The organism is Rathayibacter sp. AY1E6 (assembly GCF_002931115.1).
Taxonomy (GTDB): Bacteria; Actinomycetota; Actinomycetes; order Actinomycetales; family Microbacteriaceae; genus Rathayibacter.
In genome coordinates this window covers 108,674-128,458 of the sequence record NZ_PSVK01000004.1, presented here as the reverse complement: position 1 = coordinate 128,458, position 19,785 = coordinate 108,674, and the positions used below count along the sequence as shown (strand labels likewise).

Below are 19,785 nucleotides of genomic sequence, written 5' to 3'. Positions count from 1 at the left end.
CGACGGACGGCCGGGCAGCACAGCGCAGGGAAGCGCGCGTCCCCCCACACCCGGAGGAGTACCGATGAGTACCCAGGAGAGCGCGAAGGCGATCCTCGAGCACGTCGGCGGCGCCGCCAACGTGGCGAAGCTGCAGCACTGCTCGACCCGTCTGCGGTTCGCGCTGGCGGACGACGCGAAGGCCGACGTCGAGGCGCTGAAGGCGGTGCCCGGCGTGATCGGCGTCGTCACAGGCCCGCAGACGCAGGTCATCGTCGGCAGCGGCGTCAGCGAGATGTACGCGGCGGTCGAGAAGCTGCGCGGCGGCACCACCGCATCCGCGGAGCAGGCGAAGCAGCCGCGGTCCCTCAAGCGCCTCGGCGCGACGATCATGGACTTCGTGGTCAGCGTGTTCACGCCGATCATCCCGGCCATCGCGGGCGCCGGCATCTTCAAGTCGTTCCTCGTCCTCGCCTCGGCGCTGGGCTGGCTCGACCCGGCCTCCGACAACTTCAAGCTGCTGTCCGCCATCCCGGACGCGGTGTTCGGCTTCCTGCCGCTGCTCGTCGCCTACACGAGCGCGAAGAAGCTCGACGTGAACCGGCCGCTCGCGCTCGGGCTCGTCGGCGTCCTGGTCTTCCCGGCGTTCACGACGCTGCTCAACCAGGAGGGCGGCGTCGCGCTCTTCGGCATCCCGGTGCCGGTCATCGCCTACAACGCGCAGGTGTTCCCGGCGATCCTGGCCGTGCTGCTGCTCTCGGTCGTCGAGCGCTTCTTCAGGAAGCACTCGTGGGGCCCGATCCGCACGTTCTACGTGCCGCTGATGTGCCTGGTGATCGTCGCTCCGGCCACGATCTTCCTGCTCGGCCCCCTCGGCTACTGGCTCGGCTCGATGCTCACCGGCGCGATGATCGGCCTCTACGGGGCGCTCGGCTGGGTGGCCGTCGCGCTGCTGGCCGGCGTGCTCCCGCTGATCATCTCGGTCGGCATGCACAAGGCGTTCATCCCGCCGACCATCGCGACGATGGCCAGCGCGGGCAAGGACACCTTCTACCTCGCCTCCTCGCTCGCCCACAACGCGGCGGAGGCGGGCTCCAGCCTCGCGATCGCCCTGCGCACCAAGAGCGCGACCCTCCGCGCCACCGCCTTCTCGGGCGGCCTCTCGGCCCTCTTCGGGATCACCGAGCCGGCGCTCTACGGCGTCACGCTGCAGAACAAGCGCGCCCTCGTCTCCGTCATCACGGGCAGCGTGGTCGGAGGCGCCTACATCGGCGCCACGCAGGTCGCCGCGTTCGCGCTGGTCAGCCCCGGCGTCGCGAGCATCTCGATGTTCATCGACGGGCTGAACCCCTGGAACCTGCTCAACGCCGTGATCGGCCTGCTGATCTCGGTCGCCGTCTCGTTCGTCGTCTCCTTCGTCATCTGGCGCGACGACGCCTCCGCCAGCGTCCAGGCGCTCGGCGACGTGGCGGCCGACGCCGGGAGCCCGCTCGCGCTGCAGGCGCCGCTCACCGGCTCCGTCATCCCCCTCTCGGAGGTGCCGGACCCCGTGTTCTCGGCCGGCGTGCTCGGCGAGGGGCTGGCGATCTGCCCCACCGACGGAGCCGTCCGGGCGCCGTTCGCGGGCGAGGTCATCGCGCTGCTCTCCTCCCGCCACGCGGTGGGGCTCCGCCGCGCGGACGGCGTCGAGGTGCTCATCCACGTCGGCATCGACACGGTGCAGCTGGACGGCGCGCCGTTCGAGGCGCACGTCGCGGTCGGCGACCGGGTCGAGGCCGGGCAGCTGCTCCTCACCGCCGACCTGGCCGCGATCACCGCGGCCGGCTACGACACCACGACCCCGGTGCTCGTGACCAACTCCGCCGAGTACACCGTGCTCGTCGAGGCCGCCGAGCGGATCACCGCCGGCGACCGGATCATGACCGTGACGCAGAGAGAGAAGGAGCTCGCCGATGGCGCTTCCTGACGGATTCCGATGGGGCGGCGCCCTCGCCGCCAACCAGGTCGAGGGCGCGTGGCGCGAGGGCGGGCGCGGCCCGGCGGTCAGCGACGTCGCCTCCTACAAGCCGAAGGCGGACCCGAAGGAGTACGCGATCCACCACCGCAACACGGTGGAGAGCATCACGGCGGCGATGTCCGACGACGACACCGAGTACTACCCCAAGCGCCGCGGCATCGACTTCTACCACCGCTACCCCGGCGACCTCGCGCTGTTCGCCGAGATGGGCTTCACCACCCTCCGCGTCTCGATCGCCTGGACCCGCCTCTACCCGACGGGGGAGGAGGCGGAGCCGCTCGAGGAGGGCATCGCCTACTACCTCGCCCTCTTCACCGAGATGCGGCGCCTCGGGATCGAGCCGCTGGTCACGCTCTCGCACTACGACCCGCCGCTCGCGCTCGCGCTGAAGCACAACGGCTGGGTCGACCGCCGCACGATCGGGCTGTTCGAGCGCTTCGCCCGCACCTGCTTCAAGCGCTTCGGCCACCTCGTCGACATGTGGCTGACCTTCAACGAGATCGACGGCATCATCCGCCACCCGTTCACCTCGGGCGGGATCATCGAGGAGACCGTCGAGGGCAGCGTGGAGCAGGCCTGCTACACGGCCCTGCACCACCAGTTCGTCGCCTCCGCCTCGGTCACGAGGACGCTGAAGGAGCTGTGGCCCGAGTCGCGGATGGGCTGCATGCTCACGATGCTGACCACCTACCCCAACACCTGCCACCCCGACGACGTCGCGGCGACGCAGGCGAAGGAGCGGATGCTCTACCTCTGCACCGACGTCCAGGCAGGCGGCGCCTACCCGCGCCTGGCGCTGCGGGCGCTCGAGAGCCGCGGGGTCGAGATCCCGTTCGAGTCGGGCGACGCCGAGCTGCTGCGCGAGCACCCGGTCGACTTCATCTCGTTCAGCTACTACATGTCGATGACGGAGTCGGTGCGCCCTGACGCCGAGCGCACCCCCGGCAACACGGTCCTCGGCGTCAAGAACCCGTTCCTCGAGTCGAGCGAGTGGGGCTGGCAGATCGACCCCGTCGGCCTGCGGATCTCGCTGATCGACCTCTACGACCGCTACGGCAAGCCGCTGTTCATCGTCGAGAACGGCCTCGGGATGCGCGACGAGCTGACCGAGGACGGCCGGGTCCACGACCCGTACCGGATCGACTACTTCCGCGCACACTTCGAGCAGATGATCCAGGCGGTGGACGAGGGCGTGGAGCTGCTCGGCTACGTGAGCTGGGCGCCGATCGACCTGATCAGCGCCTCCAGCTCGCAGATCTCGAAGCGCTACGGGTTCGTCTACGTCGACATGGACGACCTCGGCCACGGCAGCACCGAGCGCTACCGGAAGGACTCGTTCTTCTGGTACCAGAAGGTCATCGCCTCCAACGGCGCGGATCTGGGATGATCCTCCTCTGCCCGGAGGCGCCGTCCGGCTCTCCGGGCAGAGGCCCCGCCACCCCCACCCCAGCCCTGACGCGGCCGTCGACGGAGACACGCATGCAGACCATCAAGAAGGTGCTCAACTCGAGCGTCGTCCTCGTCGTCGACGAGCGCGGCGTCGAGCGCGTGCTCCTGGGCAGGGGGATCGGCTTCGGAGCGAAGGCCGGCGAGGCGATCGAGCCCTCGAGCGTCGACCAGGTGTTCGTGGCGCTGGACGACTCGGATCAGCGCAACCTCGTCGAGCTCCTGGCGCAGATCCCGCCGGAGTTCGTCGAGCTCACCCGCGCGGTCGTCGCCGACGCGGAGGAGCAGGGGCTGAAGCTCGACCCGCACGTGTACCTCGCGCTCACCGACCACCTGCACTTCGCGGTGGAGCGGCAGCGGCGCGGGCTCTCGGTCGCCAACCGGCTGGCCTGGGAGATGCGGACGGTCTACCCCGTGCAGTACGCGGTGGGGGAGCGGGCGGTCGAGCGGATGCGCGAGCGCCTGGACGTGGAGCTGCCCGCCGACGAGGCCGCGAACGTCGCGTTCCACCTCGCCAACGCGGAGCTCGGCAAGGTCGGGATCGACTCGCTCCGGATCGTGCAGCTCATCCGTTCGGTGACCGCGATCATCCAGCACTCCAGCGGAGCCGCGCTCGACCGCGACGACCTCCGCTCCGCCCGCTTCGTGGCGCACCTGCAGTACTTCGCCGAGCGCTTCTTCTCGGGCGGCCTGCTCGAGAGCGAGGACGACTTCCTCTTCACCAGCCTCAGCGCCCGCTACCCGCGCGCGATCGCCTCCGCCGAGCGCGTGCGCTCCTTCGTGGCGGCCGAGTACCAGGCCGCCCTGCCCAACGAGGAGGTCGCCTTCCTGGCCCTCCACATCGCGCGCGCCGCTCCGGAGTAGCGCGCTGACCCCGGAGAACCGCATGCACCGCACCACCTCCGCCCGCCCGACGACGCCCGCTAGCGCGCGCCCGTGACCGGCACGATCCACCTCGTCCGCCACGCCGAGACCCTCTTCAACGTCGCCGGCCAGCTGCAGGGCTGGTGCGACTCGCCGCTGACCGAGCGCGGCGAGCGCCAGGCGGCGGCCCTCGGCGAGCGGATGCGCGGCGTGCCGCTCGTCGCGGCGTTCACGAGCGACCTCACCCGCACCCGCACCACGGCGGCGGCGGCGCTCGCCGGGCACCCGTCGCTCGAGGCCGAGCCGATGGTCGAGCTCCGCGAGTGGCACTTCGGCGCCTTCGAGGGGCAGCCGAACGCCTCGCTCTGGGAGCCGGTGTTCGCCGACCACGGCTACTCCTACGTGCCCGCCTCCGCCGACTGGCCGCGGATGACCGACGCCGGTCTCGACTCGGTGCTCGACGCGATCCATCGCCACGACCCCTCCGGCCGGGCCGACAGCGGTGCCACCGTGCGCGCCCGCGTGGAGGCCGCGATCGCGCGGTTCGCGCCGGCGGCCGAGCACGGGGACGTGCTGGTCGTGACGCACGGAGCGGTGCTCGGGAGCATCCTCCGCGCGCTCGACCCCGCGCACCGGCCGCAGCGGGGCTACCCGAACTGCGCGGTCGTGTCGGTGACGGACGGCGTCATCGGCGAGGTCGACGGGAGCTGCGCGACGGCCTGACCCCGCCCCTCCTCCTCCACGGACGCCCCTGTGCGCTCCGGTCGCCGACCGGACGAGCACGGGGGCGTCCGTCGTGCTCGGGACGCAGGCGGCCCGCACCCGGGCCGCCCCCGGACCTGCACGCGCGGCCGCCTCGGGACCTGCACGTCCGGTGATGCGGGACCTGCACTTTCGGCCACCTCGGCGCTGTACCGAAGTACAGGAGCCCGTCGCGAGAGCGTCCGTAGCGTCTGAGGAGTCAAGAGAAACGACTTCGAGGAGATGACATGCGAGGGCTTCAGCTCAGCGGCGTGAGCCGTGCATTCGGCGGCCACCGGGTCCTGCACGACGTGGACCTGTCCGTGGGCCGCGGCGAGATCGTCGGCTTCATCGGCGGCAACGGCGCCGGCAAGACCACGACGATGCGGCTGATCCTGGGCCTGCTCACCCCCGACACGGGGACCATCACCTGGGACGGCGCGCCGATCACCGCCGAGGACCGCCGCTCGATCGGCTACATGCCGGAGGAGCGCGGCCTCTACCCGCAGATGCGGGTCCGCGAGCAGGTGATCCACTTCGCTCTGCTCGAGGGGCACGACGCCCGGGGAGCCCGTGAGACCGCCGAGGAGGTGATCGACGCGCTGGGCCTGGCCGAGCGGGCCGACACGCTGGTGCAGGACCTCTCGCTCGGCAACCAGCAGCGCGTGCAGCTGGCCGTGTCCCTGGTGGGCGATCCGTCGCTCCTGGTGCTGGACGAGCCCTTCTCGGGGCTCGACCCGGTCGCCGTGGAGACGATGGCCGGCCTGATCCGGCAGCAGTCCGCCCGCGGCGTCGGCGTGCTCTTCTCCTCCCACCAGCTCGACCTGGTCGAGCGCCTCTGCGACACCGTCTGCGTGCTCGACTCCGGCCGTGTGACCGCGAGCGGAGCGGTGGCCGAGCTGCAGGACGACGGCCGCAGCCGCTGGCAGCTGCAGTTCTCCCGCCCCCTGGACGACCTGCTCGTCGCCGAGCTCGGCGTCACACCGGGACTGTCGGCCGAGCCGGTCCCCGGTGAGCCGGAGTCGCTGCTCGTCTCGATCGAGGGCAGCGGCCGGGACGTCCCCGAGCAGGTGCTCGCGACCCTCACCCGCCACGGCGGCCTCCGGAGCATCCGCACCGAGCAGCGCTCGCTGACCGAGCTGCTGTCCGAGCGGCTCACCGCCGCCTCCACCCCTGCGGCCGAGCGCCGCCTCGAGATCCAAGGAGCAGGACGATGACCACCACGCACCCCCGCGCCGCCCACGCCCGGACCGCCGAGAGCTCCGCTCCTCCGACGCCGGCCCGGGGAGCCGCGACGATCGTCCGCCGCGAGATCCTGACCCGCACCGGGAACCGCACGATCCTCACCGCGACCCTCGCGCTGGCCGCGATCGCCGGCCTCGGCGCCGGGATCGGCGGCTGGTTCCTGGTCGACGCGACGAGGGAGGCGGGGACCGTGGTCCTCGACACCCGGATCCTGTTCGCGACCGCGATGATCAGCGCCCTGCTCGCCGCGATGGTCTACTCCTCGTCGAGTCTGGCCTCGGGGGTGGTCGAGGAGAAGTCGTCCCGGATCGTCGAGATCCTGCTGACGAAGATCGGCGTCGCCCCGCTGCTCGCCGGGAAGATGATCGGCGTCGGCCTGGTGACCCTGGCCCAGCTGCTCGTGATCGGCGGCGCCGTCGTCGGCGGGTTCAGCGTGGTCGGCGGGTGGTCGGTCCTCGAGATCGAGCTCGGCCCGAGCCTGGTCTGGTTCCTCGTCTGGTTCCTGCAGGGCTACGTGCTCTTCGCGCTCCTCAGCACCCTGCTCGCCTCGACCGTGTCGAGGCAGGAGGACCTGGGCACCGCCGCCATGCCGCTCTCCGTCGTGCAGATGGCGCTGCTGATCATCGCGCTCTACGTGGTGCCGGCGAACCTCGACGAGGCCTGGGTGCACGCGCTCTCCTTCGTCCCCCTCTTCTCCTCCTACCTGATGCCGATGCGCTTCGGCCTCGACTCGGTCGGCACCCCCGAGATGGTGATCGCCGCCGTCGTCGCCGCGATCACGGTGCCGCTGCTGTTCCGCCTGGTCGTCCGCATCTACCGCAACAACGCGCTCCGCACCGGCTCCCGCGTCTCGCTCCGCGCCTCCCTCAAGGCCGCCGACGCCTCCTAGGCCCGGCTCCCGATATCCACCACCACCACCCCTCGGAAGGACACCACCATGACCACCTCGCGCACCGCCTCGACCCGCCCCTCGCCCCTCAAGAAGCTGCTCGTCAACACCGCCCTCCTCGTCGGGGGAGCGGGCGGCGCCTACCTCGTCGTCACCTACCTCTTCTGATCCGCTCGACCGACCGAAGGACACGATCGTGACTCTCCTCGCGACTCCCGGGCTCCGCCCCGCGACCCCCGGGCACCGCCCCGCGGATCCGGCGGCCCTCCGGGCGGCGGCCTCGACCGAGCGGCTGCTCGGCGGCGGACGCCACCGCGTCGCCGCGATCGACCGCCCCGCCTTCGCCGGCCGGAACGCGTCGTGGACGATGACCCTCGACGACGGCGCCCGCGTCTTCGTCAAGCACGTCTCGCCCCGGACGGCGGGCCCCGCGGCCTTCCGCCGCTCCAGGGACTTCGCCGGCTTCGCCGCCCGGAGCCCCGAGCACGCCCCGGCCGGACCCCGCCTGCTGGCGGCCGACGAGGACGACTCCCTGCTGGTGTTCGAGCACTGCCCCGGCACCAGCCTGGCCCTCCTGCTCGTGGAGGAGCGCGTCCCCGCGGACTTCCCCGAACAGGCCGGCCGGCTCCTGGCCCGGCTGCACGCCGGCCCGGTGGCGGGCCTCACCGCGACCTCGCACCCCAGCCCTCCCGTCGAGATGCTGCGCGTCGGCATCCCGCACACCCGCTACGTCGACCTCACCCTCGCCGAGCTCGCCTTCTGGGGCGACCTGCAGCACGACGAGCAGCTCGTCTCGGCCACGGAGGATCTCCGCGAGTGGGAGAGCGGCAACCGCACGGCCCCGATCCACGGCGACCTCCGCCTCGACCAGTTCCACCTCCGCGACGGGCGCCTCCAGCTGCTCGACTGGGAGGAGTTCGGGATCGGGGATCCGGCCCGCGACCTCGGCACGCTGGCGGGGGAGTGGATCCACCGCGCGGTGCTCGACACCGTGACCACCCGGGAGGGCGCCTCCGCTCCTCCCCTCGCCTTCGACACCGCGGCCGCGGACGCCCGCATCGCGGAGCGGATGGCGGCACTGGTCCCGAGGATCCGGCGGATGTGGCTCGCCTACGCCGCCGAGACCGCCGGCGCGGACGACGCCCTCGCCGTCCGCGCCACCGCCCACCTGGGCTGGCACCTCGTCGACCGCACCCTCGCCCGGGCCTCGATGGTCTCCCGCCTCCCCGGGATCGAGCGGGCCGCCGCCGGCATCGGCCGCCGCGTCCTGCTCGCCCCCTCCGCCTACTCCACCGCCCTCGGATTCGACAGGAGCCCGCGATGACCGCCCTCACCACCCGCTCCGTCCTCGACGAGGCCGTGATCAGCGTCGACGCCGCCCGGCTGCGGGCCGAGGTCGACGGGACCGTGATCGAGGCCACCGGGCCGATCGAGCTGCGGGCCCGACTCGCCGCCACCGTCTACACCCACCTGCACCTCCGGAACCCGCTGCTCGGCGAGACCGCCGGAGGCGACGGCCAGGACCTCGCCCCCCGGCTGATCGACGCGATCCCGCACCGCACGGTCCTGCAGCCCGCTCCCTCCGGGGTGCTCGGCTCCGCCACCGTGCAGGGGGAGGAGCGCCGGGTCGTCGAGCTGGGCCGCGTCCGGGTCCTCGTGCCCGAGGTCGATCTCGTCCGCTCCGCCGACGGGGCCGTCGCCGGCGTCCGGCTGCCGAGCTGGCGCACCCGCACCACTCCCGGCTACCTCCTCGCCCTCGGCCCGATGGGACTCGATCCCGCCGACCGGGTCGTGCGCCTCTCGCTCGTCGCCGACTCGGCGGAGGACGCGCTCGCCCTGTGGGGCCCGCTCCTGGAGGCGCTCGCCGCCTCCGGAGCCCGCCACCAGGCCAAGGCGCTCTCGGACCCGCGGGCCTTCCCCCGCTCCGACGCCCTCGTCGTCTACCTGCCCGCCGACTCCGCCGACGACGTCGCCCGGAGGATCACTCCGCTGCTCGATGCCCGGCCCTCGCCCCGCACCGCCGTCTCGGCCTTCGCCGAGAGGCTCGCCGACGGCCTCGCCTACGCCGAGGACCCGGCCGACGAGCGCTCCTCCTACCGCGGACTGAGCTTCGGCCAGCACCGCTCCCGCGTCCTCGCCGAAGCGCTCCTGCGCTCCTCGGCCGAGACGATCCCCGCCGCCGACGCCTGGGCCGACGCCGCCCGCGCCGCGCGCATCGACCCGGACCGCCCGGGACTCACCGCCCGCTAGGGCCCCACGAACCTCCCCTCGATCCCGAGGGGACCACCACCTCAGCCCGAGGTACTCCACGAAAGGGACACATCATGACCACCATCTCCACCGACGCCCAGTCCGCCGACCTCACCGCCCTCGCGGGAGCGCACGACACCTTCGCCACCGTCGACGAGCTCGGCTCGGACGCCGCGACCGAGGCGCCCGCCACCACGCCCCTGTGCGTCGGCATCATCGTCGGCGCCACCCTCGGCGCGGGCTGCTGACCCGGCCCTCCTCCCGCCCGGGTGCTCCCGCAGCACCCGCTCCCCGGCCCTCCGGCCGGACCACCCGCACCACTCCCCGCACGACCCGGCGGATCCGCCGCCACCACTCATCCAAGGAGAACACCATGTCGACCATCACCGCCCAGACCGTCCAGTCCGCCGACCTCGCCGAGCTCGCCACCGCCCACGACACCTTCACCGCCGCCGACGAGATCGGCACCGACGCCGCCTCCGAGGCGCCCGCCACCACCCCGTTCTGCGCCGGCGTCATCATCGGCGTCACCCTCACCGCAGGGTGCTGACGGGCACGGGGCGACCGGTCCTCGACCGCGTCGCCCCGGCCCCTCCCGGGCGCGTGCCGTCCGCTCGCGCCGTCCGCCCATCCCCGTCCGCCCTTTCCGCGGGCACGGTCCGCCCATCCCCGTCCGCCCTTTCCGCGGGCACGGTCCGCCCGTCCGCCGCCGTCCTCACCGCCGGCCGCGACCCGATCCGCCCTCCCGCCCGCCGCCCTCTGAGGAGACCGCCATGACCACCCCGCCCGGTGCGCAGAGCGCCGCACTCTCCGACCTCTCGCTCGGCCGCTTCGGCTACTCCCGGGTGGCCCTCGTCCTGACCGGCTCCGCCATGACCCAGGTCATGCCCTACTGGATCCAGTGGGCGCGCGCCGCCGCTCCGGCGACCGAGTTCCGCGTGCTCGTCCGCGACTCGGCCTACCGCTTCACCACCCGGCACAACCTGGAGTCGCGACTGCGCGGCCGGATCCAGGACGACCGCTGGGACGACGAGATCGTCGTCGCCCACGTCGACCTCGCCGAGTGGGCCGACCTCATCCTGATCTACCCGGCCACCCTCGACTACGCCTCGCGCCTCGCGCACGGCATCACCGACTCCCCGTCGCTGCTCGCGGCCCTCACGACGGAGGCGCCGGTGTGCATCGCTCCGTCGCTGCCGCCGCGGGCGCTCGGCAACCCGGTCGTCGAGTCCACCCTCGCGCTGCTGCGCGAGCCGGCCAACTTCACCGTCATCGACCCCGTGCCCGGGCCGAGCGAGTCCAGCGACACGGCGCTCGCCTGGGTGCCGCCCGCGTTCCCCGCGGTGCTGCGCCACTTGGAGTCGCTGCGCACGGCACCGGCGGCCGCGGAGGAGGCGAGGTCGGCGTGAGCACCACCGCCCCTCCGCGGGCCCTCGTCACCGGGCTGCTCGTCACCGAGCTCTCGGAAGGACCCGACGGGACCACCGTCTGGACCCGCCGCCTCGGAGAGCAGGCGCCGCTGCCGTTCTCGCCGGTGCCCGTCCGCCTCGCAGCGCCCGATCCCCGGATCGTGCCGGGAGGCGCCGACCCGTCGATCCGCCGCTACCGCACCACCGCCCGCGCCCTGCTGCCCGCGCTCCTCCACGAGCTGTCGGAGGAGGCGCTCGTCTCCGTCGGCCGCGAGTGGAAGGGCGCGCTGGACGCGCTCCACGGCGCCCGGCCCGCCGGGGAGCCGCTCCCTCCGCGTCCGCTGCAGCGCGCCCGCGGCTGGCTCGCCGGTGGCTGGGCGCCCGCCGCCGAGGAGCTCGGCGCCGGCGGTCTCCTCGAGCTCGCCGACTGGGCGGAGGCGGTCGTCGCCTCGCCGGCCGCGGTCGTGGTCCACGGCCACCCCGGCCTCGCCCACCTCGTCGTCGGCGGGACCCGCGTCGCTCTGCTCACGGGCGAGGACGTCGGGCTCGCCGACCCGGTCTGGGACGCCGCCTGGGTGCTCGGGGAGCTCGCAGAGCTGCACGCCTTCCACCCCGCGCTCCGCCCGGCCCTCGACGCGCTCCGCCGCGGACTCTCGCTCGAAGAGGACCACGACGCCGAGCTGCTGCGCGTCGGCACCGCGTTCCGGCTGGCCCAGCACGCCGTCGACTGGCACCGCTCCGGGGGCGCCAGCAGCGATCAGGCGCGGCTGCTGCTGCGCCTGTCCGCCGCACAGCTGGGGGAGCGGGCGGAATGAGCGCCCGCGACGTCCCGACCCTGTCCGCCGCCCTGCCCTCCGGCGCCCGCGCGCTCGTCGTGCACCGGCCGGAGGTCCGCAACGACTCGGTCGCCCTCGCCGTGCCCGCCGGTATGCGCCACGAGCGCGACGGCGAGGAGGGGATGCTGCACCTGATCGAGCACCTCGTCTACCAGGACAGCGAGGGGGTCGCCGGTCTCGTCCGGCAGACCCGCGTCGCCGAGAGCGGCGGCGTCCTCGGCGGTCACACCCACCTCGACTACTCCGAGTTCTTCGAGACGGGCTCTCCCGGGTCGGCCGCCGTGATCGCGGAGCGGCTCGTCGAGCAGGTCTTCCGCCCCGCCTTCCGGCCGGAGCAGATCGCGGAGCAGATCCGCGCGGTCGCCTCTGAGCGGGCCGCGCGCCTCGCCCCCGCTCCGGGCGGCGTGCTGCCGTGGCCGCACCTGACCGCCCGCTACTGGGCCGACGCCCCGAACGCGCACGACGGCAGCGGCGACCTCGACCTCGAGGGCCGCGCGACCGAGCCCGTCCTGCGCGCGCTGCACAGGCGCCACTACCGCCCGGCCGGCTCCGTGCTGGTCGGCGTCACGGCCGACGACCCCGCCCGGCTCCTGGACCGCCTGGTCGCGGCCCTCGCGGAGACGCCCGATCGCGCGGCAGGACCGATCGCCGTCCCACCTGGGACGGCCCGCCCCGAGTACCGCGCCGAGCCCGCCGCCCGCCGGCTCGCCGCGACCGCCGCCGCGCCGTCGACCCGCGTCTCCGACGAGCTGCTCGGCGACCTGATCGCCGCCGAGGCGCTCGCTGCGCAGGCCGGACTCGACGCGAGCGCCGGACTCTTCGGCCCGGGCGACACCGTCGCCGACGACCTCTTCGTGCTGGTCGACGACACCGCCGTGCCCGTCGATCCGTGGCACCGCCTCCGCGCCCTCGCGGTGAGCGACGACTCCGCCCTCGAGCACGCCCGGCATCGCGCGGTGCTGCGTGCGGAGCGGCTGGTGCACGACGACGAGCGTCTGGCCCGCACCGTCGCCCGGGATGCCCTGCTGCGCGGTGCGCCCGGCTTCGCGGGCGAGCTCGTCGACTCCCTCGCCGCGCGGCCGCCGCGCCCGCTGCTCGCGGACGCCGCGGCCCGCCTGGCCGAGCAGCCCTTCGCCGCGCTGGGCGTTCCCGCCGCCTCCACCCCTCCAGGAAGGAGGAGCCCATGACCGCCGCACCCCCGCTCGCCGTCGTCGACGAGCGCTCCCGCTTCGCCGTCGTCGCCCTCGGCTGGCGCGACCCGGCCGGAGACGACGGGCTCGACCGCGCTGCCCGCCTCCGCTCGGCCGTTCCCCCCGGAGCGGTCTCGCTCGCGTGGACGGCGACGGCCGGGGCGCAGAGCCTCACCGCGGTGCTCCCTCCGGAGGGCGCCGCGGCCTGGACCGCCCTGACGCTCGAGCGCGCCCAGGGAGCCGGGGATCCGGTGCTCGCCGTGGTCGGGCCCGAACGCGCCGTCTGCGAGACGTCCCGGCCCGTCTCCGTGCCCGCCGCGGCTCCGCTGCCGAGCGCTCTGCACCAGTCCCGCGAGCAGGGCTACGAGAGCACGATCGTCACCGGCGCGGACCCGTCCGGCGAGGTCGGCCACGCCGCGACATTCCTGGCGCTGTGCCGCCTCACCGCGGGGGCCGAACCGCTCGTCCCCGCCGCACTGCGCTCCGCCGGCGGCGATGCGGTCGCCCAGGTCGCGCGGGGCCTGCGCTCGAGCCGCCCCTCCCTCACCTGGCAGGTCGTCTCCCCGGCCGGCCAGGGCATCCCGACCCTCGAGACCGTGCTGCGCACCGTCCTCGACGGCCGCGCCGCGCACGGGGAGGGAGCACGCGCCGCGCACGCGTTCGCGCGGGCGAACCTCCTCCGCGCCTGGCGGTCGCCCGAGACGCTCGCGCGCACCCTGGTGGAGTACGAGGTGATGGGCTGGGGCGGCGCCCTGGTGCTCGATCCGGAGCCGGCGCTCGCCGCGGTCGACGAGAGTGCGCTCGAGCGGGCGGTCGCGGGGCTCGTGCGGCCCGTCGCCGACGTGGTCGGCTGGGGCTGAATCCGGCGGGCTCGATCAGCTCCGGCCGGGACGCGTCCCCAGGTCGACGAGCCCGTGCTCGATCGCCGAGACCAGGATCTGCACCCGGTCGCGCACGCCCAGCTTCTCCATCACCTTCACGAACCGCGCCTTCACGGTCGACTCGGTGACGAACAGCTCCTGCGCCATCTCGCGGTTGCTCATCCCGCGGGCGAGCAGGCGGATCACCTCGAGCTCCTTCTCGGTGAGCGCCTCGAGCAGATCGGGGTCCGGCACCGTCTCCGCCGGCACCGACTCCTCGAGCCCCTTCACCACGTGGCGCGTGACCTCGGCGGAGAGCACGGACTCGCCCGCGAGCACCGCGTGCACCGCCGCGATGATCTCCCGCGGCTTCGTGTCCTTGACCAGGTAGCCGGAGGCGCCCGCGCGGAGCAGGTCGACGACGTAGCGGTCCGTGGTGAACGTGCTGAGCCCGAGGATCGCGATGCCCGGGTGCTCGGCGTGGATCCGCTCGGTCGCAGCGACGCCGTTCATGACCGGCATCTGCATGTCCATCAGGATCAGGTCGGGCTGGAGCGTCGCCGCCTGCTGCACCGCGATCCTCCCGTCGGAGGCCTCGCCCACCACCTCGATCGCCGGGTCCTGCGAGAGGTAGTCGCGGAGGATCTCGCGGGTCATCGATTCGTCGTCCACCAGCAGCACGCGGGTCATCGCTCTCGTCCTTCGTCGGTCGCCCCCGCGACGAGCGCACCGGACGCCCGGCCCTCGAGGGGGATGGTCATGGTCGTGGTCCAGCGACCGCCGCGGGCTCCCGCGTCCAGCCGCCCGCCGAAGACGGCGCAGCGGGCCGACATCGCCTCGATCCCGAGGTGCGAGGAGACGATCGGAGCCGCGGAGGCGATCGCGTTGGAGGAGCTCAGCTGCACCTCGCCCCCCGACACCTCGAGCCGGAGCTGCACCTCACCGGCGGTGTCGCCGTGCTTGAGCACGTTCGTGCCCAGCTCCCGGACCGTGCGCCGCAGCACCTGGCGGAGGCTCGCGGGCACCTGCGCCACGGAGCCCGCCACGTCGAGGCGGACCCGGAAGCCCGCGCGCTCGATCGCGTCGGCGACGTTCCGCACGTCGTGGACGAAGCCGACAGCGGTGGTCGTGGCGCCCGAGACCTCCGGGGTCCCGAGCAGGTCGGAGTCGCCGCGGGCGGGAGCGCCTGCCTCGTCCTCGTCCTGGAGGAGCGTCACGAGGCTCCGCAGATCCTGCAGCGCCTGCTGCGCCGCGTCGCCGATGCTCTCGAGGATGCGCTCGGTCTTGGCCGGGTCCTCGACCGAGGTCGCGCGGCGGGCCTGCATGGCGATGATGGTGACCTCGTGCGCGACGATGTCGTGCAGCTCGTGCGCGAGCCGGGTCCGCTCCTCGTTGCGGATCCGCGCCTGCTCCTCCTGGATGCGGTCGGCCCGGCGCTCGCTCCGCTCGCTGCGGCCCCGGAAGGCGTTCAGGCCCAGCCCGGCGGTGCCGCCGAAGAGGACGAACGCGCCCAGGACGTAGACGGCCGTGCCCATGGCGCGGTCGACGAGCAGCACCGCGGGCAGGAGGACGAGGGTGCCGAGCACGAAGACGAGCCCCGCGCGCCAGGGGAGGAGGAAGGTGACGAAGCCGACCACCACGATGGTCGGGAAGATCAGCGCCGCGAGCAGCAGCGGCGGGGCGCCGAGCATCAGGACGACGGCGTAGACGAGGTAGAGCGAGACCGCCGCGGGGATCGCGCCGGCGAGCAGCGCCAGGAGCGGCAGGTAGGGGAGCGCCAGCTCGATCCAGCCGCGGACCGACGTGAGGTCGACGCTGCCGCCCATCAGGTCGATGACGACGAGGAGCGTGAAGGAGCCGAGGAGGAGGGACCGGGTGATCCAGCCGCCGGGCAGCGTCCGCACGTCGTTCGTCCACCGCGTCGTCCCCACCACGGGACCAGGGTACCGAAGCCTTCTCCGAGCCCCGTCGGCCTTCCGTACAAGGGCGGACTGGTCTTTCGTACAGGAGCGGTGCGACGGGGCGTCGCCATGCTTATGGAGCGGTCGAGCCGATCGCACCCCTCGATCACAGGAGAACGACCATGGCCCCGATCCTCGCCGCCGCCGCCCTCGCCCTCGGAGCCGTCCTCGCTCCCGCCGCTGCTCCTGCCGCCGCTCCCGTGCAGGCCGCCTCGTCCGCCGGCGTGCAGACGGTCGCCGCCTCCTACGAGCTGCCGAAGGTGCAGAAGCCGGGCGGCATGGAGTCGATCCAGGACCGCGGCGCCCTCTGCAACCTCTTCGGGATGTGCTGAGCGCAGCTCTCGGACCGGGTCAGCACTTCAGCGGGTCGTTGCCCCAGTTCATCAGGGAGTAGCGCCACTTCGTCTCGGTGACATCGCCCGAGGGACGCTGCTTCGCGTGCCGGTGCACGTAGCCGACGACCTTCGTCATGTGGGCGTAGTCGTCCTCGCTCAGGTCGGCCTGCTTCGTGCCCAGCAGCTCGACGATGCGGCGCCCGCTCTCGTGGCCGACGGACTCGCCGCCGCCCTCCGGCTTCTGGCCGACCTCCTTCGACTCGTCGGTGCCGAGCCACTCCTCGAGCTCCTTCGCGGTCATGTTCACGGCGTCGTGGAACTCGTCGCGGGTCGTCCGCTTCTCGTCGTCGGTGGGCATCGCGGGGCTCCTCGGGTCGGTCGGTCCGGGTCGGTCGGTGACCTCCAGCGGAGCGTGTCGGAGGGGGAGAGGTCAAGCCCCGTGCGCGGTTCCAGGGCGCGCGTAGCGTCGGAGGAGTCCGCACCAGCCGACCACCGCCGACGTCCGCCGCCGGCAGAGAAGAGGCCCACATGCCCTCCCGCAACACCCTCGTCCGCAGTCTCCACGACCTCGGAGCCGCCGCCTGGTTCGGAGGCTCGCTCATGGGCGCCGTCGGCCTGAACGGCGCCGCGTCCACCTCGTCCGACCCGGCGGAGCGCCTCCGCCTCTCCTCGAACGGCTGGGCCCGCTGGACCCCTGTGCAGCTCGCCGCGATCGCCGCCCACGGCGTCGGCGGCATCGGACTCGTCCTCGCCAACAAGACCCGCCTGGCCAACCAGCAGGAGAGCCGCACGAACACCGTCGTCAAGACCGTCGTGACCGGGCTCGCCGGTGCCGCCTCGGTGATCGCCGCGGTCGCCGGAGCGACGCAGGCCAAGCACGCCGACGAGGGCGCCCCCGGCGTGACCGAGGCGTCGGAGCACAACTCACAGGAGCTGACCACGGCCCTCCGCGTGCAGAAGGTCACCCAGTGGGCCATCCCCGTGCTGACCGCCGTCATCATCGTCCTCGGCGCCCAGCAGGGCGAGCAGCAGCGCCCCGTGAAGGGCCTCTTCGAGACCACGGCGCGGATGTTCCGCAAGTAGTCCCCGCGCTCGCGCGCAGACCGTCGGCTGAGAGTGCCCGCCGTCCCCCGAGGGTGGAGGGCGGCTGCTCTCGGCCGACGTTCTGCGTGCGGGGTCCAGCGGCCGTGTCCGCGGCTGCTGTGGGGTCGACGACCGGATCGCGGAGGCGGACGCGCCTGTGCTCGTCTGCTCGGCGACGTCCCGCCGTGAAGGGTGATGCGTCAGCTGATCCCGCCCTGGTCATCGGAGGATCAGGGCGCCGATCTCGCCGATCAGGGCGGCGGGGCCGGAACCGACTCCGGTCCTCCTCGGACGGGGGCGGCGCAGTCGTCGAACGTTTGAGGGCCCGACCGCGGCCGGGGAGTGGAGTGGTATCGCCCGTACGCACGGAGGCGATCCGATTGACCCCGCTATCTCTACATAGGTAGCGTCATCCGTGTGCAGCCACTCCCTCGCCTCACGCCCGCCACCGCGGACGTCCTCCGGACCCTCCTCGATGCCGACGGCCCGACCTGGGGCATGGTCGTGATCAAGGCCACCGGGCGACCGGCGGGCAGCGTCTACCCGATCCTGGAGCGGCTCGAGGGAGCGGGCTGGGTGGTCTCGGAGTGGGAGGCCGCGAGCGAGCGGAGCGGCCCGCGTCGCCGGCTCTACGAGCTGACCGCGGAGGGCGCCCCGGCAGCCCGGGCCGCCGTCGAGCGGATGCGGTCGACCGCGCGGACGGCGCCGCGAGCGGCGGAGGCGACCGCATGAGCGCGCTCCTGCGGCTCCTGTCGCTGCTCCTGCCCCCGCTCGCCCGGGAGCGCTACCTCGAGGAGTGGCGGGCCGACCTGGCCGGGGCCGCCGAGCTGGGACTGCCCCGGCGCGGCGTCGTCCTCGGAGCGCTCGCCCTGCTGGCGAGCGTCGACCGCGACCTGCCCGCGCACACCGGCGAAGCGCGGGGCACGCTCCCGCGCCGCCTCGCCCGCCGCGGACTCGCGCTCTTCGCCGCGGCCGCGCTGATGCTCAGCGGCATCGCGCTGACCGGCGGAGGAATCGTCCCCGAGCCGGGTGCCGCCTCCGACACCGCCCTGGCCGCCGTCGGCGCCGTGCAGACCGCGGTGCTCGTCGCCGCCGTCGCGGTCGCGGTCCTCGGCGCGATCCACCTCCTCGGCGCCGCGGCGTCGGCCCGCACGGTGCTCGCGCGGATCTCACTGGTCGCGGCCGTCGTCGGCCCGGTGCTCACCGCGGCCGGCCTCCTCCTCCCCGGACCCCTCGCCCTCGTCGGCCTGCCCGTCTCCCTCGCCGGACTCGTCTGCGGCGCGATCGTCCTCGGCGGCTCGCGGACCATCGCCCGCGCACCGCGGACGGCGACCCGCGCTCAGCGCCTCCCCGTCGCCCTCGCGGGCCTCGCGCTCGTGGCGGGCGTCACGGTGGTGGGCGCGGTGGATCTGCTGGTCTGGAATCCGCAGGCGAAGGTCCCCGGCGTGGCCCTGGCGGAGATCTACGCGACCATGTCCGAGCGCGACGGCTTCGAGTTCGGCTCCCACGCGATCTGGGTCACCGGGTGGGCCGCGTTCTGGACGGCCGCCGCGATCGTCGTGACGGTCGGCGCCCTGGTCGGCCGGAGGTCGCCGCTCACTCCGCGGCGGATCGCGGTGCTCATGCTCGCCCTGGTCGCCGGCGCCGTCGTCTTCCGCTTCTTCGCCGGGTTCGGCTTCGGGATGTCGGTCGCCGACACCTTCGTCACCTCCGGCGGCGACGGCTCCCTGGTCTCGGCGATCCTGCCGCCGCTCGGACAGCTCGCGCTCGCCGGCGCCGCGATCGCGGTGGGCTGGGCGCCCCGAGTCGCCCGGCCGGCGGCGGCCTCCGCGGCCTGACAGTGCTCGTGCCGGCGGAGACTTTCGCCCTGGCGGCTCGGGATCCGCGAGAACGGGACTGCCTGCCGACGTACTTCCCTTCGTGGTGAACACGAACGGCCCGTTCCGGCGCGGCCGAGCGCCCTCCGACCTACTCCAACCGGCGCAGGAAGCGGGCCGGCTGGTCGAGGAAGCCGCGCCAGGTCCGCACCAGGTCGAGGTCGTCGTAGCGGCAGGGGCGCAGGCCCGTCTCGTCGAGCTCGTAGAGGTCGGCTCCGGGGAAGGCCGCGAGGATCGGCGAGTGCGTGGAGAGGACGACCTGCGAGCCGCCGGCGACCAGATCGCGCAGCTGCCCGATCAGGGCGAGGCAGCCCGACACCGAGAGGGCCGACTCCGGCTCGTCGAGGAGCCACAGCCCGCTGATCCGGGAGCGGTTCGCCACGATGTCGAGGAACGACTCGCCGTGGCTCCGCTCGTGGTACCCGCCGTCGATCCCCACCTCCTCCAGGTAGCTGAAGAAGCCGTGCATCGTCTCGGCGCGGAGGAAGAAGCCGCGCTTGGACGCCCCGGCCCCGCGGATCAGCTGGAGGTGCTCGGCCAGGTCCGACTCCGAGGCGCGGGAGGAGTGCATCGCACCCGTGGATCCGCCCTCCGCGTTCAGCCCGTAGGCGAGGGCGACCGCCTCGAGCAGCGTCGACTTGCCCGAGCCGTTCTCGCCGGTGATCACCGTCACCTGGCCGAGATCCCAGCCCTCGGCCAGCACCTGCCGCACGGGCGCGAGCGTCGCGGGCCACCGCGCGAGGTCGGCGGGGTGCTCGGGTCGGGCCTGCACGCGGCGCACCGGGAGGGTCGAGAACACCCGG

Annotated in this window: 22 protein-coding genes; 18 read left to right on the top strand and 4 right to left on the bottom strand. The window is 73.8% G+C overall.

Annotated features, from left to right (window positions below; all coding sequences use genetic code 11):
* Nucleotides 1–64: 64 nt before the first annotated feature.
* From C5C46_RS05765 to C5C46_RS05710, 14 genes are all read left to right on the top strand, one after another.
* The gene (locus C5C46_RS05765) at nt 65–1,945 is read left to right on the top strand and encodes a beta-glucoside-specific PTS transporter subunit IIABC (RefSeq protein ID WP_104225975.1); all 1,881 of its coding nucleotides are present in this window, start codon (nt 65–67) and stop codon (nt 1,943–1,945) included.
* Nucleotides 1,932–3,383, top strand: a complete 1,452-nt coding sequence (locus C5C46_RS05760) for a glycoside hydrolase family 1 protein (protein WP_104225974.1) — start codon at nt 1,932–1,934, stop codon at nt 3,381–3,383. The genes C5C46_RS05765 and C5C46_RS05760 overlap by 14 nt, the downstream gene beginning before the upstream one ends.
* 92 nt (nt 3,384–3,475) lie before the next feature.
* Nucleotides 3,476–4,306, top strand: coding sequence for a PRD domain-containing protein (locus C5C46_RS05755; protein WP_104225973.1), 831 nt, complete (start codon nt 3,476–3,478; stop codon nt 4,304–4,306).
* Between the two features lie 72 nt (nt 4,307–4,378).
* Nucleotides 4,379–5,029 carry a histidine phosphatase family protein gene (locus C5C46_RS05750; RefSeq protein ID WP_104225972.1) on the top strand — a complete coding sequence of 217 codons (651 nt, stop codon included), beginning with the start codon at nt 4,379–4,381 and terminating at the stop codon, nt 5,027–5,029.
* 290 nt (nt 5,030–5,319) lie between these two features.
* Nucleotides 5,320–6,264 (top strand): ABC transporter ATP-binding protein, encoded by a 945-nt coding sequence (locus tag C5C46_RS05745; RefSeq protein WP_258059358.1) that lies wholly within the window; start codon nt 5,320–5,322, stop codon nt 6,262–6,264.
* Nucleotides 6,261–7,181, top strand: a complete 921-nt coding sequence (locus tag C5C46_RS05740) for an ABC transporter permease (protein ID WP_104225970.1) — start codon at nt 6,261–6,263, stop codon at nt 7,179–7,181. The genes C5C46_RS05745 and C5C46_RS05740 overlap by 4 nt, the downstream gene beginning before the upstream one ends.
* A 196-nt stretch (nt 7,182–7,377) precedes the next feature.
* Complete coding sequence (gene lxmK / locus C5C46_RS05735) at nt 7,378–8,505, top strand: class V lanthionine synthetase subunit LxmK (protein ID WP_258059357.1); 1,128 nt, start codon at nt 7,378–7,380, stop codon at nt 8,503–8,505.
* The gene (locus C5C46_RS05730) at nt 8,502–9,431 is read left to right on the top strand and encodes a T3SS effector HopA1 family protein (protein ID WP_104225969.1); all 930 of its coding nucleotides are present in this window, start codon (nt 8,502–8,504) and stop codon (nt 9,429–9,431) included. Before lxmK ends, C5C46_RS05730 begins: the two co-directional genes overlap by 4 nt.
* A gap of 74 nt (nt 9,432–9,505) precedes the next feature.
* A complete protein-coding gene (locus C5C46_RS16805; protein WP_181027122.1) occupies nt 9,506–9,679 on the top strand; it encodes a hypothetical protein in 174 nt (57 codons plus the stop codon).
* A gap of 125 nt (nt 9,680–9,804) precedes the next feature.
* Nucleotides 9,805–9,981: a hypothetical protein gene (locus tag C5C46_RS16800; RefSeq protein ID WP_181027123.1), complete on the top strand. Its 177-nt coding sequence runs from the start codon at nt 9,805–9,807 to the stop codon at nt 9,979–9,981.
* Nucleotides 9,982–10,204: 223 nt separating this feature from the next.
* The gene (locus C5C46_RS05725) at nt 10,205–10,840 is read left to right on the top strand and encodes a flavoprotein (RefSeq protein WP_104225100.1); all 636 of its coding nucleotides are present in this window, start codon (nt 10,205–10,207) and stop codon (nt 10,838–10,840) included.
* The gene (locus tag C5C46_RS05720) at nt 10,837–11,655 is read left to right on the top strand and encodes a hypothetical protein (protein ID WP_104225968.1); all 819 of its coding nucleotides are present in this window, start codon (nt 10,837–10,839) and stop codon (nt 11,653–11,655) included. Before C5C46_RS05725 ends, C5C46_RS05720 begins: the two co-directional genes overlap by 4 nt.
* Nucleotides 11,652–12,863, top strand: coding sequence for a pitrilysin family protein (locus C5C46_RS05715; RefSeq protein WP_104225967.1), 1,212 nt, complete (start codon nt 11,652–11,654; stop codon nt 12,861–12,863). The genes C5C46_RS05720 and C5C46_RS05715 overlap by 4 nt, the downstream gene beginning before the upstream one ends.
* Nucleotides 12,860–13,726: a hypothetical protein gene (locus C5C46_RS05710; RefSeq protein WP_104225966.1), complete on the top strand. Its 867-nt coding sequence runs from the start codon at nt 12,860–12,862 to the stop codon at nt 13,724–13,726. The genes C5C46_RS05715 and C5C46_RS05710 overlap by 4 nt, the downstream gene beginning before the upstream one ends.
* Before the next feature lie 15 nt (nt 13,727–13,741).
* Here the strand turns inward: C5C46_RS05710 and C5C46_RS05705 are convergent, their stop codons facing one another.
* A complete protein-coding gene (locus tag C5C46_RS05705; protein WP_104225096.1) occupies nt 13,742–14,416 on the bottom strand; it encodes a response regulator transcription factor in 675 nt (224 codons plus the stop codon).
* Nucleotides 14,413–15,660, bottom strand: coding sequence for a sensor histidine kinase (locus tag C5C46_RS05700; RefSeq protein WP_258059356.1), 1,248 nt, complete (start codon nt 15,658–15,660; stop codon nt 14,413–14,415). Before C5C46_RS05700 ends, C5C46_RS05705 begins: the two co-directional genes overlap by 4 nt.
* Before the next feature lie 149 nt (nt 15,661–15,809).
* Between C5C46_RS05700 and C5C46_RS05695 the strand changes: the two genes are divergently transcribed.
* On the top strand, nt 15,810–16,019 hold the full coding sequence (locus C5C46_RS05695; protein WP_104225965.1) for a hypothetical protein: 210 nt from the start codon (nt 15,810–15,812) through the stop codon (nt 16,017–16,019).
* 19 nt (nt 16,020–16,038) lie between these two features.
* Here the strand turns inward: C5C46_RS05695 and C5C46_RS05690 are convergent, their stop codons facing one another.
* The gene (locus C5C46_RS05690) at nt 16,039–16,380 is read right to left on the bottom strand and encodes a DUF3140 domain-containing protein (RefSeq protein WP_104225964.1); all 342 of its coding nucleotides are present in this window, start codon (nt 16,378–16,380) and stop codon (nt 16,039–16,041) included.
* Between the two features lie 170 nt (nt 16,381–16,550).
* Between C5C46_RS05690 and C5C46_RS05685 the strand changes: the two genes are divergently transcribed.
* The 3 genes from C5C46_RS05685 (at nt 16,551) to C5C46_RS05675 (ending at nt 18,943) form a co-directional block, all read left to right on the top strand.
* Nucleotides 16,551–17,105, top strand: coding sequence for a hypothetical protein (locus C5C46_RS05685; RefSeq protein ID WP_104225963.1), 555 nt, complete (start codon nt 16,551–16,553; stop codon nt 17,103–17,105).
* 417 nt (nt 17,106–17,522) lie between these two features.
* Nucleotides 17,523–17,837, top strand: coding sequence for a PadR family transcriptional regulator (locus C5C46_RS05680; protein WP_104225962.1), 315 nt, complete (start codon nt 17,523–17,525; stop codon nt 17,835–17,837).
* Nucleotides 17,834–18,943, top strand: coding sequence for a hypothetical protein (locus C5C46_RS05675; RefSeq protein WP_104225961.1), 1,110 nt, complete (start codon nt 17,834–17,836; stop codon nt 18,941–18,943). The genes C5C46_RS05680 and C5C46_RS05675 overlap by 4 nt, the downstream gene beginning before the upstream one ends.
* A 130-nt stretch (nt 18,944–19,073) precedes the next feature.
* Here C5C46_RS05675 and C5C46_RS05670 read toward each other — a convergent pair whose 3' ends face one another.
* On the bottom strand, nt 19,074–19,781 hold the full coding sequence (locus C5C46_RS05670) for an AAA family ATPase (RefSeq protein ID WP_258059354.1): 708 nt from the start codon (nt 19,779–19,781) through the stop codon (nt 19,074–19,076).
* Between the last annotated feature and the right edge of the window lie 4 nt (nt 19,782–19,785).